Origin of the sequence: Aneurinibacillus sp. Ricciae_BoGa-3, from assembly GCF_028421645.1 — a bacterium.
In the GTDB taxonomy this organism is placed as follows: Bacteria; Bacillota; Bacilli; order Aneurinibacillales; family Aneurinibacillaceae; genus Aneurinibacillus_B.
The window spans coordinates 2,318,996-2,335,501 of record NZ_CP116887.1 but is presented as its reverse complement, the minus strand read 5'-3'; the positions used below and the strand labels follow the sequence as shown (position 1 = coordinate 2,335,501).

At 43.4% G+C, this 16,506-nt stretch carries 16 protein-coding genes; 6 read left to right on the top strand and 10 right to left on the bottom strand.

Annotation, left to right across the window (positions count from 1 at the left end):
• Nucleotide 1: 1 nt before the first annotated feature.
• Complete coding sequence (locus PP175_RS11870) at nt 2–1,342, top strand: APC family permease (protein WP_272442996.1); 1,341 nt, start codon at nt 2–4, stop codon at nt 1,340–1,342.
• 129 nt (nt 1,343–1,471) lie between these two features.
• Here PP175_RS11870 and PP175_RS11865 read toward each other — a convergent pair whose 3' ends face one another.
• From PP175_RS11865 to PP175_RS11855, 3 genes are all read right to left on the bottom strand, one after another.
• Nucleotides 1,472–2,080, bottom strand: a complete 609-nt coding sequence (locus PP175_RS11865) for a DedA family protein (RefSeq protein WP_272443250.1) — start codon at nt 2,078–2,080, stop codon at nt 1,472–1,474.
• Between the two features lie 79 nt (nt 2,081–2,159).
• A complete protein-coding gene (locus PP175_RS11860; protein WP_272442995.1) occupies nt 2,160–3,728 on the bottom strand; it encodes an ABC-F family ATP-binding cassette domain-containing protein in 1,569 nt (522 codons plus the stop codon).
• A gap of 78 nt (nt 3,729–3,806) precedes the next feature.
• Nucleotides 3,807–4,988: an AI-2E family transporter gene (locus PP175_RS11855; protein ID WP_272442994.1), complete on the bottom strand. Its 1,182-nt coding sequence runs from the start codon at nt 4,986–4,988 to the stop codon at nt 3,807–3,809.
• A 288-nt stretch (nt 4,989–5,276) separates the two neighbouring features.
• Between PP175_RS11855 and PP175_RS11850 the strand changes: the two genes are divergently transcribed.
• A complete protein-coding gene (locus PP175_RS11850; RefSeq protein WP_272442993.1) occupies nt 5,277–5,459 on the top strand; it encodes a helix-turn-helix domain-containing protein in 183 nt (60 codons plus the stop codon).
• A 79-nt stretch (nt 5,460–5,538) separates the two neighbouring features.
• On the opposite strand, the gene PP175_RS11845 is transcribed toward PP175_RS11850, so the two are convergent.
• Nucleotides 5,539–6,582 (bottom strand): AI-2E family transporter, encoded by a 1,044-nt coding sequence (locus tag PP175_RS11845; protein WP_272442992.1) that lies wholly within the window; start codon nt 6,580–6,582, stop codon nt 5,539–5,541.
• A gap of 158 nt (nt 6,583–6,740) precedes the next feature.
• Complete coding sequence (locus PP175_RS11840) at nt 6,741–6,959, bottom strand: hypothetical protein (RefSeq protein ID WP_272442991.1); 219 nt, start codon at nt 6,957–6,959, stop codon at nt 6,741–6,743.
• 173 nt (nt 6,960–7,132) lie between these two features.
• Here PP175_RS11840 and PP175_RS11835 point away from each other — a divergent pair, with 173 nt between their 5' ends.
• From PP175_RS11835 to PP175_RS11825, 3 genes are read left to right on the top strand one after another with little or no spacing between them, the layout of a single operon-like run.
• Nucleotides 7,133–8,500 (top strand): spore germination protein, encoded by a 1,368-nt coding sequence (locus PP175_RS11835; RefSeq protein WP_272442990.1) that lies wholly within the window; start codon nt 7,133–7,135, stop codon nt 8,498–8,500.
• On the top strand, nt 8,497–9,588 hold the full coding sequence (locus tag PP175_RS11830; RefSeq protein WP_272442989.1) for a GerAB/ArcD/ProY family transporter: 1,092 nt from the start codon (nt 8,497–8,499) through the stop codon (nt 9,586–9,588). Before PP175_RS11835 ends, PP175_RS11830 begins: the two co-directional genes overlap by 4 nt.
• On the top strand, nt 9,578–10,681 hold the full coding sequence (locus PP175_RS11825; RefSeq protein ID WP_272442988.1) for a Ger(x)C family spore germination protein: 1,104 nt from the start codon (nt 9,578–9,580) through the stop codon (nt 10,679–10,681). The genes PP175_RS11830 and PP175_RS11825 overlap by 11 nt, the downstream gene beginning before the upstream one ends.
• 37 nt (nt 10,682–10,718) lie before the next feature.
• Here the strand turns inward: PP175_RS11825 and PP175_RS11820 are convergent, their stop codons facing one another.
• Together PP175_RS11820 and PP175_RS11815 are read right to left on the bottom strand one after the other, a co-directional pair.
• Complete coding sequence (locus tag PP175_RS11820) at nt 10,719–11,621, bottom strand: LysR family transcriptional regulator (RefSeq protein WP_272442987.1); 903 nt, start codon at nt 11,619–11,621, stop codon at nt 10,719–10,721.
• A gap of 364 nt (nt 11,622–11,985) precedes the next feature.
• Nucleotides 11,986–12,717, bottom strand: coding sequence for a glycosyltransferase family 2 protein (locus tag PP175_RS11815; RefSeq protein ID WP_272442986.1), 732 nt, complete (start codon nt 12,715–12,717; stop codon nt 11,986–11,988).
• 179 nt (nt 12,718–12,896) lie between these two features.
• On the opposite strand from PP175_RS11815, the gene PP175_RS11810 reads away from it, so the two are divergent.
• Nucleotides 12,897–13,559 carry a polysaccharide deacetylase family protein gene (locus PP175_RS11810; RefSeq protein WP_272442985.1) on the top strand — a complete coding sequence of 221 codons (663 nt, stop codon included), beginning with the start codon at nt 12,897–12,899 and terminating at the stop codon, nt 13,557–13,559.
• 142 nt (nt 13,560–13,701) lie between these two features.
• Here PP175_RS11810 and PP175_RS11805 read toward each other — a convergent pair whose 3' ends face one another.
• The 3 genes from PP175_RS11805 to PP175_RS11795 form a co-directional block, all read right to left on the bottom strand.
• Complete coding sequence (locus tag PP175_RS11805; RefSeq protein WP_272442984.1) at nt 13,702–14,394, bottom strand: glycosyltransferase family A protein; 693 nt, start codon at nt 14,392–14,394, stop codon at nt 13,702–13,704.
• Nucleotides 14,395–14,510: 116 nt separating this feature from the next.
• Entirely contained in the window at nt 14,511–15,158 is a 648-nt protein-coding gene (locus tag PP175_RS11800; RefSeq protein WP_272442983.1) for a nitroreductase family protein, read from the bottom strand.
• A 216-nt stretch (nt 15,159–15,374) separates the two neighbouring features.
• Nucleotides 15,375–16,358, bottom strand: coding sequence for an NAD(P)H-dependent flavin oxidoreductase (locus PP175_RS11795; protein WP_272442982.1), 984 nt, complete (start codon nt 16,356–16,358; stop codon nt 15,375–15,377).
• Nucleotides 16,359–16,506: the final 148 nt, after the last annotated feature.

Sequence of the window (16,506 nt, the reverse complement as noted above, 5' to 3'; positions counted from 1 at the left end):
AATGTCGGTTGAGAATTTTGGTTATAAACAGGAGTTAAAACGTGCCCTTACGTTCTGGGATTTGCTGATTTACGGTATGATTTTTATGGTTCCGATCGCCCCTTTTGGCGTGTTCGGCTATGTTTCAGATGCTTCTAAAGGAATGGTGGCTCTTGCCTATGTGATTGGCATGGGCGGCATGATTTTTACAGCCATGAGTTACGCCAGAATGTCGGAAGCCTTCCCGGTGGCTGGTTCTGTATACGCCTACGCACAACGGGGAATCAGTGATACGGTCGGTTTCCTGGCGGGCTGGGCTATACTCCTTGATTACATTTTGGTTCCTTCGCTGCTGTATCTCATTTCCGCTGCTGCCCTTACCGCGATTTACCCGGCTATTCCTATCTGGGCATGGCTGCTGATTTTCATTGCAATCAACACCGCCATTAACGTCAGAGGCGTAGAATTTACTGCAAAAGCAAATAAGATTATTCTGATTGCAGAATTTATTGTCCTTGCTATTTTTATTGCAGCCGGCATTATCGCATTGACTACTGGCACAGCGGGCCAGGGGTTTACCATCAAACCGCTGTATGATTCCCATTTCTTCAGTTTAAATCTTGTCATGAGCGCCGTCTCAATCGCTGTACTCTCTTTTCTGGGCTTTGACGGCATCTCTACGCTGTCGGAGGAAGTAAAAGGCGGCAGTAAAGTCGTTGGCAAAGCAACCATTATTGCACTGCTTGTGGTTGGCTCACTTTTCGTTATTCAAACCTGGATCGCAAGCGATTTAGGACGTGGCATGAAACTTGATAACTTAGATACTGCATTCTATGTTATCGCAGGAAAAGCAGGCGGTTTATGGCTTAAGAATACGACGATACTTGCAACTGCATTCTCATGGGGAATAGCGAACGCTCTTGCTGCCCAGGCAGCCATCTCCCGCATTCTATTTTCGATGGGGCGCGATCGAAAGCTTCCGGCTGTACTGGCGAAAATCCACCCTACTTTTAAGACACCTTACGTCAGCACCCTGGTTGTTGCCATTATTTCTATTATTGTCGGACTGTTCTTTCAAAATAGCATCGATGTATTAACGAACATTGTTAACTTTGGCGCGCTTGCCGGCTTTTTGCTGCTCCATCTATCCGTCATTAACCATTATGTTATTCGCAACAAATCCAGGCACTTGTGGAAACATCTTATTTTCCCCATTATCGGGTTTGCCGTTATTGCTTACGTTATGTATGGAATGGATAGGAAGGCTATAGTTACCGGGCTTATATGGATCGTCATCGGAACTGTTTACATTACCGTTCTGAAAAAAGTATTGAAAACCGCTCCTACTGAGCTGGACATTTAATAGAAAAGGGAAGCCCTGATACATGGTTTTGTGTACCCAGGGCTTCCCTTTTTGTTTACTTGCTAGTAGCTGCGATTCGTGTAATAAGTTAACATAATGTTATTATGGTAATCATTTGCGTGGCTGCTGTTACAGTGACCCTTCTTGGGAATCCTGCTTTATTTTTTTCACGGCTAAACAAATGGCACCGAGGCCCATTAAAACAGCAAGTCCAATTAAACCGTACCGATGTACAGCCGACCCAATAGCATCGATGGATTTTCCAAAATAAAGGCCGAGTACAAAAAAAACGAGCGTCCATACAAAACCAATGCTGTAAGAAAAGAGCGCATATCTTGCGAAAGACAGCCGCCCGATTCCCGTTAAATAGGGAACGATGTGCCTTACGACAGGAAAAAAATAGCTGATAACAAGGGAATAAGCCCCGTACTTTGCGGTTAGGAACTGGGCTATTTCAATATACCTGCCAATATTCTTTTTCTTTCTTAGCCGGTTCAATATAGGTTCGCCAATGGTTCGGCCCAAGAAGTAACCAAGAGATAATCCGGAGATTACGCCTAAATACGTAACCAACAACGCCGGGACAGGGCTTAAGAGGCCCAACGAAGCAACAAACCCGCCTGTCATCACGATCACTTCATCAGGGATTGGCATTCCAACTATTCCCAGCCACAAACAAAAAAACAGTGCAGCATAGCCGTAGTGCTGGATAATGCCAATTAACATATCAGAACCCATCACTATTTTTCCTCCCGTTTGTTAAACCCCGTTTAAAAAACCCTCCCTAAACGAAAGGGTTTCATTCAGTATCACTGCGCTAAGGAAGTAATACCCGGCTTTGCTGCATTGACCATTCTTCTACATTCCATACGCGGGTTACCCATTCTTCATAGAAATCAGGTTCATGGCAGACAAGCAGAATGGTGCCTTTATATTCTTTAAGTGCGCGCTTTAACTCGTCCTTGGCTGCCACATCCAGGTGGTTGGTCGGCTCGTCGAATAAAATCCAGTTGCTCTCACGCATCATTAGCTTGCACAGGCGGACCTTAGCCTGCTCTCCCCCGCTGAGCATGCTAAGCGGCCGGTTAATGTGTTCATTTTTAAGTCCACAGCGGGCCAGGGCGCCTCTTACCTCATGCTGGTTCATGGAAGGAAACGCATTCCATACATCATCAATCGGGGTAACATTCCCGGCTTTTACTTCCTGTTCAAAGTAGGCAGGATAAAGAAAATCACCCTGATACAGCTTTCCGCCCAGAGACGGAATGGCGCCCATAATTGTTTTGAGCAGCGTAGATTTTCCCACACCGTTACAACCCACAATGGCAATTTTTTCGCCGCGCTCGATCATCATGTCCATTTTGGGAAGCAGAGGCGATTGATAACCGATCTCCAACCCTTTCGCTTCCACAACGGTTTTCCCGCTGGCGCGGGACTCTAGAAATTGGAACGTAGGTTTGGCAGCTGTTTCCGGCCGGTCAATGCGTTCCATGTTATCCAGTTGCTTCTGGCGGCTTTTGGCCCGGCCAGAGGTGGAATAGCGCGCTTTATTACGCTGAATGAAGTCTTCCGTTTTTTTAATATGCTCCATTTGTTTCTCATAGGCATTGATATGCTGGTTTTTGTTCATCTCAGCCATATCAAGGAATTTCTCATAGTCAGCAGTGTAGCGGGTGAGCTTGGCAAATTCCAAATGGTAAATAACAGACACCACATTATTCATAAATTCCGTATCATGCGAAATTAAAATAAAAGCATGCGGATATTCTTTAAGATATGTGGTCAGCCACTGAATGTGCTCTGCGTCCAAATAGTTTGTCGGCTCATCCAATAGCAAAACAGTAGGCTTCTCTAAAAGAAGTTTGGCCAGCAGTACTTTCGTTCGCTGCCCGCCGCTGAGTGCCGCGACATCGCGATCGAGGCCGATGGCATCAAGGCCGAGGCCATTGGCCATCTCATCAACTTTGACATCCAAAAGATAGAAGCCGGAGACTTCCAGCTGCTCTTGAATTTCACCCATTTGTTCCAGCATGACCTCCAGTTCCTCCGGGGAGGCGTCAGCCATTTTATCAGTAATCGCAAGCATTTCCTTCTCTCTTTTATAGAGAGGCAGAAATGCATCCCGCAGTACATCACGGATGGTTTTACCCGGGGTGAGAACGGTATGTTGATCGAGATAGCCATAGTGTACGCGGGGCGTCCACTCCACTTTTCCACTATCCCGGATAATTTGGCCTGTTATGATATTCATCAATGTAGATTTACCAACCCCATTCGCACCGACGAGTCCTACGTGCTCGCCGGGCAGCAGGCGAAACGATACATTTTTAAACAACGTCCTGTCACCAAAACTATGGCTCAGATCTTCAACCATCAAAAGACTCATATATTATCCGATTCCTCCTGATTGCTTTTTTACCTATTGTTCCATGATACATGATACGGAAGGGGAAATAAACGGTCTTTATTCTACCTCGTGCGCCTTTTTTATCCGAATAATATCCATGTCAAAGAGGATCTTAATAAAGATTAGCAGGAAAGGCCCTGCGATAATGCCAATACCTCCAAACAACTCCACCCCCACATAGAAAGCGAAAATCAGGAGCAGCGGATGAAACCCGAGCGTGTCACCCATAACTTTCGGTTCGATGACATGCTTGACCGCCAGCGACACAATAAAGGCAATAATAACCGTGTACACGCCAAACATATTGCCAACCACAAAATAGTAAATCGCCATGGGCAGAATGATAAGCAGCGCACCCATGGGAATAAGGTTGAGAATGGCGCCGATTAATCCCAGAGCAATGGCATACGGCGATCGCACGATTAGAAAGCCGATCAACAGAAAAATGCCAGAGACAGTAATGAGAATCAACTGGCTTTTAATATAATTAAAGGCATTACGCACCACTTCATCTTTAAGCCTGATTAATAACCGGTACCATTTGGTGGGTACATATTCCACAATCAGACGGTTAATTTTATTTTTGTCTTTGCTTATGAAAAAGGAAGCAAAAAAGGCAATAAACATCGTGGCAAATACAGTAGGCACAACCTTGATAAAGAAGTGCGTGGTAGAGGAGGTGATTCTTCGTCCCAAAGCTCCCAGTGTATCCTTTACACGGTTAAGCAGGCCAATCAAATTATCCTGATATTGTGTAATGAGGCTATTTAACTGTTCAAAGCTAATGTAGCGGGCTATCAAACTGTTTTGAAAGAAATTCAATAGTGAACGCTGTGAGTTCTCGATAGACAACGACTCTATGTATCGGATAATATGCACGGTAATCGCTTCAGCCTGAACGACTGCAGCATACAGAAGCAGAAAAATAATGCCAAACAAAATAAGCAGCATCATTAATAAATTTAGGGTGACGGCCAACACGCGGGGCATTCTCCACTTCTCATGCACATACTTGTTCAGCGGCTCAAGCGCCATTGAAATCCCCATCCCAATGAGAAACGGCAGCGTAAGCCACAGAAACACGTGAAAGATCTGCAGCGTGTTTATCGCAACATACACCACAATTTTAACGAACAATACAAAGGCAAGTAGCACCGCCAGCGGCCTGGCAAAAAGATAAAAATAACGGCGGTAGAGCTCTATTAATGTCTTAAATATCGATGTGATTTCTTTATTCATTGCTTCTACTCCTCTTCATTAACGGTTATTAGTATAGCCCTAATTTGTTTTATTTAAGCGTACCGGCTCTATCGTACACATTGAACGCATCAGTTGTTTTTGAAAAATTGGAGAATAGAGATGAACGAGTTGTTCCTTGAATATAAATAACGTAAGAGTTGTCAAATCAGCTCCACAAAATTTTTACTTTTTCTTTCAAAGCAAAAGGTGTAGACTAATCGATGGGCAATTGAGATGTCCCTTTAAATTGGCAGTGATTTTGAACGATTTACTAATTGGAGGAACACCATGGAAGAAAAGGAACAAGATTTAACAGTGGAAGAAACGGCCAAGAAGATCGGGGTAAGCCAGCAGGTTGTAATCGAAATGATTTATGACGGCAGGATATTGGCTGATCATTTGGGGAATGGCTGGAGAATTCCAGCGTATCAATTTAAAGAGGAACGTTCGAAACAACTTGTTAAAAATTAGGTCTTTCAAATGAATAGCATTCTCTTTGATACAGGGTATGCGCAGTCGCGCATACCCCTTTTATTTGATTACCATTGGTTTACGATTTTAGTTTTGGTTCAAGGTATTCGAATATATGGCTGTATATCACTTTAACGATTGCATAAACAGGGACACCAAAAATAAGTCCAGGAACACCAGCAAGTTCACCCGAAAATAACAGGATCACAATAATCGTTAACGGGTGTATCTCCAGATTTCTGCCCATGATATGCGGGGTGATAACATTGCCTTCCAATATGTGAACGATAATATATGCCACCAGAACCTTTACCATCAAGGAAGGAGAAATGGACAGGGCAATCAACACAGCTGGAGCCGCCGCAATAAAAGGCCCTATATAGGGTATAAAGTTTGTAACCATTGCGATGAGGGCAAGTATGCCGGCATAGTCGAGCCCGGTTATTAGGTAGCCGATATAGAGAAGTACCCCCACGATAAAACTCACGGTAATCTGGCCTCGGATATAATCCCCGATCGTTTCATCAATTTCTGATAGGACGCTGTCCACCTCCTCCCGCTTGGACCGCGGGATTAAATATTTTATAAACTGCCAGAAGTTGCTCTCGTCCCGCAGCATATAAAACAAGATAAAAGGCACAGTCGCTACCGAAAAGATTACACCTATCATTTCAGACAGTATCGTGCTGGATTGATCTTTCATTTTCTCACCAGTTTGATTCACCATGTTTGAAAAGCTATGGGTTACTTTATCGGCAAAAGGCGATAGGTGGGATACATAGTTCTCCATCCGCGTTAACTGGGTGGGGAATCGCTGGGCCAAAGTAGCAAACTGCCCCACTAAATACGGCCTTAAGAAAAAAAATCCGGCCGTAAGCATGCCTGCCAGAACGAAATAAATAAAAGGAATCGATACGCTTCTTTTGATGTTTTTGCTCTCAAGCCACCTGACAATCGGTCGGAGTAAATAATAAGCCACCCCGGAAACAATAAAGGGAAGAAAAATCGCCCGTAAAATCGTAACGATGGGTATAAAAACAAAGTTAATTTTATAAACCATATAAATAATAACCAGTACTAATAAAAACTGTACGCCTCTTCTAAACCACTTATCTCTGAGCATCTCGGCTACCTTCCCTTTACATGTACTAATAGCCTATTACACTCCAGATGAGACTTTAAAACATATGACAAAAACATCGCTCAAGCCACATCAACACTCTATAATCAGACTGGTTTAGTAATTGAAAAAACCGGCCTTTTATCCGGCCGGCGACTTTATTATTCGCTTATCTCAACTATGGAATTAATCTTGACATCCAACAGCCTGGTTGAAATTAATTCCGACATAATATGGGCTGCGTATGGCTCTATCGCATCCTCATCGAATAAGTCGAATACGTGTTCCATTTCTTTTCTGGTCTTACGAATGTCTTCAAAAGAAAATCCTAACCTCTCCATTGTAACAATGGAATAAGCGATCGCCTGAGAATTTGTCATCGATGGCTCCCCCTAATTACTCGATACAAAAATACTACCCTTTTTTCCAGCGTTTAAACAGGGCAAATTTTGCAGCGGGTTGCCATCAACAAACGTATAGACTGGCGGATTATGGGTGACACTTCAATAGAGAAAAAAGCGGGTTCACCATAAGAATATCTTAGGAGACAACAATGTACATTCCGAAAAAAACAACGGCTGAATTGACCCTGGCGTGGCTTAAAGAGAAGTTCTCAGCATCTGTGGACGTCGTCTTCCGTGAGCTGGTTGACCAGGATAAGAAAGTAACACTTGCCTACATTAAAAGCATCTGTGACAGCAAATCGGTATCTGATTATGTCATTAAGCCTTTTTACGAAATGAACACCGTTGAAGCTTATGAACAGTATATTCATTCCCAGCCGAATGCAACGGTGACAGATAACAAGGATAAAACCCTAAAGGATATGCTAAAGGGATCTGCCGTGCTCATTATTAATGAAAAGATTTACTTACTGGATTTTAAAAACATTGTAGAGAAAACGCCAGCGGATGCCAAGGTTGAAACGACGCTGCAGGGACCGGACAAATCGATCAGCCCCGATATTTATTCCTCGATGAATATGATCCGCCACCGGTATCATAAAGCGTCTCTCATCATCGAGACAACCGAGGTTGGGGAGGACACTCACACCAGTATTGCCCTCCTGTATGATAATGAATACGCTGACCCAAAAATGGTACAGGATATTAAACAAAAATTAAAAGATTTGAAAGTTCCGGCAATCCAGGCCGCAGGCGAATTGAATATACATCTGACAAAAAAGAGAAGGTCGCTATTTCCAACAAGCATGATAACGGAGCGACCGGACCGCATTGTTCTCAATCTTACCCAGGGGAAAATTGTCATCCTGATTAACGGGACGCCTTTCGCGCTCGTCATCCCTGCTATTTTTTTTGATTTTATGACTTCTATGGATGATTTATACCAGCCGTATTTTGTTACACATTTTTTAAAAATCTTGCGCTATATTGGGCTTTTCGCCAGTACGATGCTTCCTGCAATGTATGTGGTGATTGCATCCTATAACCCTGAAATACTACGGGTAGAACTCGCTCTGTCGATTGCAGCCAGCCGGGCAGCTGTGCCTTACCCTTCTTACCTAGAAGTATTGTTTATGATGATTCCAATGGAACTCCTGGTTGAAGCAAGCTTACGCCTCCCCAAAACCATTGGCGGCGCCGCCACAACAGTTGGTGGACTTATTCTGGGGCAGGCAGCGGCTGAAGCGGGCCTGGTCAGCACCCTTATGATAATCCTCGTTGCGGCCGTCGCAATCAGTAACTTTGTCATTCCCATCAACATGATGGGGTTTTCGTTTCGGGTTATCCGCTACTTCTTATTATTTCTTACCACACTCTTTGGCAGTATTGGTTTAATAATAGGAAGTATCTTGCTCATCGCGTATTTGGTTCACATAGACAGTATGGGTATGCCTTTTCTAAAGCTGTTCCCAACATCGAAACAAGCGGTAGGAGCCCTATCGGAGGATAAGCCATGAACCGGTATTGGTTTTATTTGATTTTGGAAAATATGCTTGTAAACGTTATTATATTTATTCCTTATGCGCTAATCGAACAACGGTTTGACGGAATGATGCAATCCATCCTGTGGGGAATTCCAATCGGCGTTTTCTTTATTTACCTGTTTATGAAATCGCTTTCCAAATTCCCCGGAAAAGATCTGCCGCAAATTATGCGGGAGGCAAGCCCCAGATGGTTTGCCCTTCCCTTCATACTGCTCCACGGGGTTATGATTTATCTGGCAGGTGCGATTACAATGGTTGCCTTTTGCAACATTACGATCACTTTCATAAACCCAGATATTCCTCTTCCGCTCCTGCTTTTGGTTTTTTCCATTGTGGCCAGTGTAATCATCCAATTGCCTTCTGAGAAGATTCTCTATTTTATTGAGATCGTCATTGTTATTTACGTACCCTGGCACATTTTTATCCTGTTTAAAGCGTTTATAAGCCCGCAAATGAGGTGGGATGCCATTGTGGAAAGTTTAACTCACATTACTAATCCACCAAACTGGAGCGGAGTTGCTGCATCCAGTTATATTTTCAGCGGCTACGCCAATATGGCTATTTTTAACCGCCTGTTTAAAACTACGTTTCGCTTTCGCTGGGCGATAATCTACGGATTGATGGGTATCCTCACCCTTTTTGGTTCTGTTTTTATCCCAATTGGTCTGGAAGGGACTGGCGGAGTTGGTGATTTTACGTTTCCTGCCGTAGTAGCCGCGGATTCACTGCGGGTGCAATATGGTTTTGTTGAGCGGTTGATTTTTTTATTTCTTTTTCTCTATGCGCATATCTCCTTTATGAGCATGGTTATACACTGGCATGTGTCTATGGAAATTTTCAAGCGCTCGCTGCCCAAAAACGTAAAGCAGGGCAAAAAAAACGTCGCTGCCCGCTGGGTCGCATCCGCCCTTTTTATTGGCGGGGTCCTGATTCTTGGCAGTTTCAACGAGGAACAATTCTTTCGTTTCAGCGAGAGATGGATTTCTGTAAGGCTTGCAACCGAGGCAATGCTTGTGCTGACCATTGTATGGGCGGCAAGGAGGAAGAAGCATGCTGGGTAAGAATAAAAGGCTCCTTTATTTGCTATGTGGTTTAATTGCCCTTAGTTTGCTCTGTAGCTGCGGATTCAAAGATATCGATAAGCGCTTTTTTGTGATGAGCATTGGCATCGATCAGGGTAAAAAGAAAAAAGATTACTACCTCGTAACATTAAAGCTTGCTGTGCCCACCACGCAGAAAGAGGGAAAAGATGAATTCGTGCTTCTTTCCCAGGAAGAGCCTACGATTACCCAGGCGATCCGCAAAATCAAGGCAAAAGTAGACAAAGAGCTCGATTTTGCACACGCCAAAACGATTGTGCTTGGAGATGCGTTGGCTGACAAAGGCGTGGGAGATGCCGTTGATTGGTTAATGAGACGCCGGGATATCCAAAAAATCGCCTGGGTTGGGATTGGCCGGCCGAGTGCGGCCTCGGTGCTTAAAGTAAAGCCAAAATCTGAGCGGCTTCCCTCCCAGTCGCTGATCTTGTTCTTTGGCCGAACGGGCACGGAAACGCCCTATGTTATTTCCCAATATTTATTTGCTTTTCGGCGGGACCTGACCGAGAGGGGCATCAATGCAAAACTACCAGTTATACAGACTAGGGGCAGTGATGGGTTTATTGTCGATAAAGCTAGTATTTTTGGCAATACCAAACGCGCTATCACACTTACACCTGAAGAAACGAAAGTCCTCAATACGTTTATTGAGGTCACAGGAAAAACAAACATTAAAGTGGCCAGGCCCGGAGAATATTTCGTGGTAGACGCGGAAAGGGTTAAGTCCACTTTCAAAATTAACGAGACGCCATCCGGCAAACCGTTAATTGATGTCACCGTTGCTGTCCAGGGTACGATAGAGGAAGCGCATATCAAGGTCTCCTGGACCAAACTAACAGATTATGAAAAGATGGCCGCCTCTGAGATCGAACGCAGAATGACGGATTTTCTGACCAAAATTCAAAAGCACAACGTTGACCCTGTTGGCTTTGGGCTGCGCTATCGCGCACGGCATTCTGACCCTAACAAATGGGAAAGGTGGCAACAACTTTACCCTCAAGCGGACTTTCGCGTAAACGCAAACGTAAGGCTCGAGACAACGGGGCTGCTGAAATAGCGGCCCCGATTTGTGTTCACTGCCGTTTATTCAGCGATTAGGAAAGTGACGAGAGAACAGATTGGATCCGCGCAAAAAAGTCTACCGTGTACTGCTGAAAATAGCACGCCGCTTCTGATAGATACCTTCCTCTTAACCATGCCAGCCCAATGGTTCGCTGGCAAACCGGGTTCGTAATATGGAGCCGCTCAGGCGCTGGTTCAGGCGCGACCATCCAGGATAACGCCGGGAGAAAAGCGACGCCGAGTCCTGCTTTTACTAGACTTCTAATCACTGCCGGTTCATCGCCTTCAAAGGCAAAACTCGGGGTAAATCCAGCCTGTCGGCAGAATTCATCCGTAATGTCGCGGAAACCGTAACCCACTTTCATATTGATAAAAGGCTCCCCTGCCGCTTCTCGCAAATCGATGCTTCCACGGGCCGAAAGAGGGTGGCCAGGCGGCACAGTTAGGTAAACTTCTTCTGTCAACAAATGCCGGCTTTCAATCCCATCTCCTTCAATCGGTGGAGAAGAGATGCAGAAGTCTACTTCTGAATTCTCAAGCATACGCTTCATGTCTGCCGTTGAGGAAATAACCTGGCGAAACTTTGTATTCGGATACGAAGCCAGAAAACCGCCCAGAAGCCCCGGCAACACCCTGGGACTCGTAACGGCTAACGATATGGATGCCTTTGAAAACCCGCTCAGATCCGCTAATTCCCTTTTTCCCTCCTCTAATTCTGTAAAAATCCTTTCAACACGGCGCAAAAATGCCCTGCCGTACTGATTTAGTTGAATCTGCCTTCCTATGCGGTCAAAAAGAGGAACGCCCACGTCTTCTTCCAGACGGGAAATCGTTTTGCTTAGAGATGGCTGGGCAATATTTAATTCCTGTGCAGCTTTGGATATATGTTCCAGCCTGGCAACTGTGCGAAAATACTGTAACTGGAGAAGCTCCATACTCAACGACCTCCCTTTATAGACTGAAAGGAATATACTTATATTCTATTATGTATTGGAACTTATAAATAATAAAGTCTATCATATCCATATCGTAATAAATGACAATTCGGTGACAAACTATCGGATTTTGTGTGACAAAAGAGGATACGATTCGAGATTTGCAAATCATAGTTAGGAGGTTCATACCATGCTTAAAGCGATGAGACTTTTTACAGAGGGTGTACTTTACGGGATCGTAGCCATTGGCGGGGTTTTATTTCTAGCGATACGCGAGCTATCCAAATGTATCGATCAGTTGTTATAATCTGTCATATGCGTCAATAACCCTACCCGCAAGTAAACCGGGGTAGGGTTTTTTTAATCACATGGACGAAATTGTTCTAGCCTCCCTATAACTTTTTATACCGGATATAATCTTGTTATTCTTTGATAGTAGCTTTTTTTCACTTATCATCCACGTGTGGGTTTTCGTATTTTTCCTGCGAACTGCAATAAAGTTTTTTCTTCCCCCTGAAAAGATCTTAAAGCCTTTAGCAGTTGCGTCCTTACAGAACTTGTCATCTTCACCAATCGTTTGATTAGAAAACTTCACTTTATGAAAAACGTTCCTTTTAATGACTAAAGTAGCACCGGGGAGGAGTGAAACAAACTTATTTTCTAAATGAGGATTGCGAAGTATGAGAGTTTTACGGCCAACAAGCCACAAATAATGCGCACTTTTGCCCACAATATCTGCGCTTGTTTTCTTAAATACGTGAATAGAATCCTTTAAGTAAGAAGGTGCATAATAATCATCATCGTCAAATTTGGCCACATAATGATATTTGGATTTTTTAACGCCATAATTCAGGCATCTCCCCAATGATGTTTTTTCCGGCAGTTGATAAACAGAGATATTTTTATATTTTTTTGCCATTTTCCAGTACTTTTCAATTTCCATATTAGCTTTGTTTAATATTATGATAAGTTCTTTTTTGCCCCAGTTCTGCCTGTTGTAATTCCTAAACAGATTATGGATATAACCCGCTCGATTTGTGCACGTGATAACAGATACACCCGCGGTCTTGTGTTTTGAATATGCATGTAATTTCACCCGCACTCCATCCCTTCATACGATTTTATCCCTCTAAGTTATCCGATCTTTTGCATGTATCTTTCACTATATAAGTATGAAGTGTGTATAAAAATAGAAACCGCTTATTTACAATACATGTAACCTCGCAGATCACAATCTAAAAACGGATGTGACCTAGCCTGCTATGGAGGTAGAGTATGCACGATAAAGTGAATTTAACCATTAAACGAGCAAATTCGCACGCCCATAAAAGCCGTGATGCGCGAAAAGTTGCCTATCTGACGTTCGACGATGGACCAAATTGGGCCACAGTTCGCATACTAAATACGTTAGCCCGGTATAAGGCATGTGGCACATTCTTCATGCAGGAGCCGCAAATCTGGCGTTTTTCCAAAGTGGCGCGCCGCATTGTAAGCGAAGGCCATGCGGTTGGCTTGCATGGAGTTACCCACAAAGTAAATAGGTTTTACGCATCTAAGCAATCTGTACTTGGAGAGTTAAAGAAAACAAGGTACACGTTAAAGAAAGTGACCGGTAAAGATACCACGTTAATTCGCACCCCCTACGGAAGCATACCCCATATGAAACCATCCTATGTAAAAGCAGTTCGGAAGGCGGGATATCAATTATGGGATTGGAACGTAGATAGTTTAGATTGGAAATACCGCGATAAGCGGCTTGTGAATTTAGTCAAAAAGCGCGTAATTCAATTAGAGAAGTTTCATATTCAGCCTGTGATCCTGATGCATGACCGTCCGGAAACCGCCCGGCTGCTCCCCAACATTCTTACTTTTCTTAAAAAACGCGGCTATTCGCTAAAAAAGCTTAATCCGTCCCTTACACCAGTTTCCTTTCGTTAGGATAAAGATCGTCGTCGTTCTGGCTACCGACAGAAAAATCGGCTCCCTAACAAAGAGCCGATTTTGTTCCAACATAAGAATATATACCTTTTGTACCCACATAATTAAAGTCTAGGCTGCCGATCTTTTCCTGTGGTTGCCGTCATCCAAATTTTGTAATTAGACGCTGATAATTATTCGTTTTACACACCATCGAACACTTCTTCACTAGGCTCTTATTTGTGGCATGCCAGGTATGAGAACTTATATTCGGTCTTCTTAAGCAAACATAATTGTACCTATCCCCGGCATAAATTTTATACTTTTTCTGGATACACTTTTTGATAAAAAAGGCGTCTTCGCCGAGATTTTTTTGGGGGAATTTTATTTTCTTACAAACCTTTTTCTTAAATATCAATGTCGCCCCTTTGACTCCCCCTTTAACGAATTTATTTTCATGTCCAGGCATATGGATAGCAAGCGTTTTTTGTTTTATGAAATACATGTAGACAGATTTTTTTGCTACTACTGACGCGCTTGTTTTCTTAAAGGCTCTCATTGACCTGCTAAGGTAGAAGGGAGCATAATAATCGTCATCATCAAATTTCGCTATAAATTTGTACCTGGCCTTCTTTATTCCATAGTTTAAGCATTCTCCCAAGGTAAACTTTTCGGGAAGCTGATATACGGATACACTTTTAGATCGGTTTGCTTCTTTCAACCACTCGTTAATATCCATATCCCTGCGGTTTAAAATAATAATGAGTTCTTTTTGTTGTAAATTCTGGCTATTATAATTGTTAAAAACATTTTTCAGGTATTTTTGCCGCATTGTACAGCAGATAATTGATACCATCGTTCACCTCCATATTCCATCTTGGTAAAAAGATCGAATGCGTTACTACTAATCTATGTCAAATCCGTTGGTTGGACTATGGATCTATAAAAAAAGACCCCATCAGGGCCTTTCCCTTACAAAATATATTGAACAATTTCTGCAACTTCTTTACGGGGTAATTTCTTAGGCTGATCCTGTGGGTGTCCTAATGCGATTACCATGTTAATTTGTTTCTCCTCCCCGATTTCTAGGTACTTCCGTAATTTGTCCTGCGCTAGCAAAACAGGGCCTGTCATCGGGCACGTCCCCAGGCCTCGTGCGTGTGCCGCCAGCATTAAATTCTGGGATGCCAGGCAGCTGCTTTTTATCCCCTCTTCCTCCCACACTGAGCCAGGGACAAAATCAATCGGCTCAAAAATCTTTTCCCGGAACTTCGATTGGTACGGGGTAGCTAAACATACAATAAGGACCGGTGCATCGGAAAAAGCCGTGGCATAAGGGCCGAAAGATCGTACCAATAGTTTGCCTTCCTTTTCAAAACCCTTCTCGCTTGCCATGGCCGCCTTTTCATGAAGGGCATCCCATGTCATCTGCTCTATTTCTTTTATTTTTTCTTTGTTTTTAATGACGATGAATTCCCATGTCTGTGAATTCGTATCACTTGGAGCGTAGCGGGCACAATCTATAATTTCTTCGATATCGTCAATGGTTACATCCTGGTCTGTAAATTTGCGAACGCTACGCCGTCCATGAACAATCTCTTTAAATGCAGCATAATCCATAGTTAAAATACTCCTTTTAGTTATGTATCGTTACAGTCCACAACTCTATTATCATAAAAGTTATTTGCACAAAAGAGAAGCATTTTTTGTGCAAAGGTATGCTCCACTACTGATCAGTATCGTCCATCATACCCGTTAATAGAACATTTTTTATTCGTCTTTTTTAGAGAGGAATAATAACGCTTTAGCTTTAGCATTAAAAATGCCCCGGGAGCATTACACTCCTGGGGCCATTTTCCTGTGTTTTTCCAGTAGGGCATTCCGTGCAGCTTCATACTCGCGCTGCAGCTGCTCTACCACTTGAGCAACGGGTAGTACATGTTTTATGGTGGTTATCCCCTGTCCTGCAGACCATATATCTTTCCAGGCCTTTGCATCCCCTTCCGCTTTATTTGAGAAATCCATCGAGACTTTATCCTGAAGATTCTCTGGATCCAATCCCGCCTTCCGGATACTTGGAACCAGATAATTCGCTTTTACGCCGCTAAATACGTCTGTATAAATGAGATCTTCGAGGGTGGAATTAATCAGCATCTCCTGATAGCCGCTGCTTGCAAAGCTTTCAGCTGTTGCAATAAAGCGGGTACCCATATAAGCAAAATCTGCACCAAGTGCTTCTGCAGCGAGAATATCCTGCCCGTTTGTTATGCATCCAGCCAGAATGGCAATACCCTCCCAAAATTCTTTTACTGCTCCCATAAACGCGATAGGATTTATTGTTCCAGCATGCCCGCCGGCGCCATTACAAACAAGAATTAATCCATCTACCCCTGTCTGAGCGGCTTTTCTTGCATGTTTCACAGTACTCACATCAGAAAAAACCAATCCGCCATACTCGTGTACGATGTTTACTACCGGGCCTGGATTACCCAGTGATGTAATAACAACGGGCGGGCAGTACTTCTTTATCCGCTCCAGATCATCCCCGTAGCGGGTATTTGTTCGGTGTACGATTAAATTAACCGCCCAGGGGGCCGGTTCGTTATGTGGATTCTCCTGCCTGGCCTCATCCAGTTCTTCCGTGATCCTTTTCATCCAATCATCAAGAATGTCAACGGTGCGGGCATTTAAAGTAGGAAAAGAACCAATAATTCCCGCTTTGCAGCTTTCAATGACTAAATCCGGGCTTGATACGAGAAACATGGGTGCGGTAATGACAGGCAATGTCACGCGCGTTAAATGATTCGAGGTTTGCAGCATAGAATCTATCCCTTCATAAGTAATGGAAAAACCGCTACAATCAGTTTGATTCATTCTTTTTTATCGAAACATTATAAATATTGCAATACAATGTTACCAAACGGAAAAGGCTTCATTGTGTTTTTTTCCCCAGTTTCAAAAAAACAGC

Excerpts from the sequence above, each read along its gene's own strand:
- PP175_RS11870 (WP_272442996.1), top strand. The coding sequence starts at position 2 with ATGTCGGTTGAGAATTTTGGTTATAAACAGGAGTTAAAACGTGCCCTT.
- PP175_RS11865 (WP_272443250.1), bottom strand. The coding sequence starts at position 2,080 with ATGGGTTCTGATATGTTAATTGGCATTATCCAGCACTACGGCTATGCT.
- PP175_RS11860 (WP_272442995.1), bottom strand. The coding sequence starts at position 3,728 with ATGAGTCTTTTGATGGTTGAAGATCTGAGCCATAGTTTTGGTGACAGG.
- PP175_RS11855 (WP_272442994.1), bottom strand. The coding sequence starts at position 4,988 with ATGAATAAAGAAATCACATCGATATTTAAGACATTAATAGAGCTCTAC.
- PP175_RS11850 (WP_272442993.1), top strand. The coding sequence starts at position 5,277 with ATGGAAGAAAAGGAACAAGATTTAACAGTGGAAGAAACGGCCAAGAAG.
- PP175_RS11845 (WP_272442992.1), bottom strand. The coding sequence starts at position 6,582 with ATGCTCAGAGATAAGTGGTTTAGAAGAGGCGTACAGTTTTTATTAGTA.
- PP175_RS11840 (WP_272442991.1), bottom strand. The coding sequence starts at position 6,959 with ATGACAAATTCTCAGGCGATCGCTTATTCCATTGTTACAATGGAGAGG.
- PP175_RS11835 (WP_272442990.1), top strand. The coding sequence starts at position 7,133 with ATGTACATTCCGAAAAAAACAACGGCTGAATTGACCCTGGCGTGGCTT.
- PP175_RS11830 (WP_272442989.1), top strand. The coding sequence starts at position 8,497 with ATGAACCGGTATTGGTTTTATTTGATTTTGGAAAATATGCTTGTAAAC.
- PP175_RS11825 (WP_272442988.1), top strand. The coding sequence starts at position 9,578 with ATGCTGGGTAAGAATAAAAGGCTCCTTTATTTGCTATGTGGTTTAATT.
- PP175_RS11820 (WP_272442987.1), bottom strand. The coding sequence starts at position 11,621 with ATGGAGCTTCTCCAGTTACAGTATTTTCGCACAGTTGCCAGGCTGGAA.
- PP175_RS11810 (WP_272442985.1), top strand. The coding sequence starts at position 12,897 with ATGCACGATAAAGTGAATTTAACCATTAAACGAGCAAATTCGCACGCC.
- PP175_RS11805 (WP_272442984.1), bottom strand. The coding sequence starts at position 14,394 with ATGGTATCAATTATCTGCTGTACAATGCGGCAAAAATACCTGAAAAAT.
- PP175_RS11800 (WP_272442983.1), bottom strand. The coding sequence starts at position 15,158 with ATGGATTATGCTGCATTTAAAGAGATTGTTCATGGACGGCGTAGCGTT.
- PP175_RS11795 (WP_272442982.1), bottom strand. The coding sequence starts at position 16,358 with ATGCTGCAAACCTCGAATCATTTAACGCGCGTGACATTGCCTGTCATT.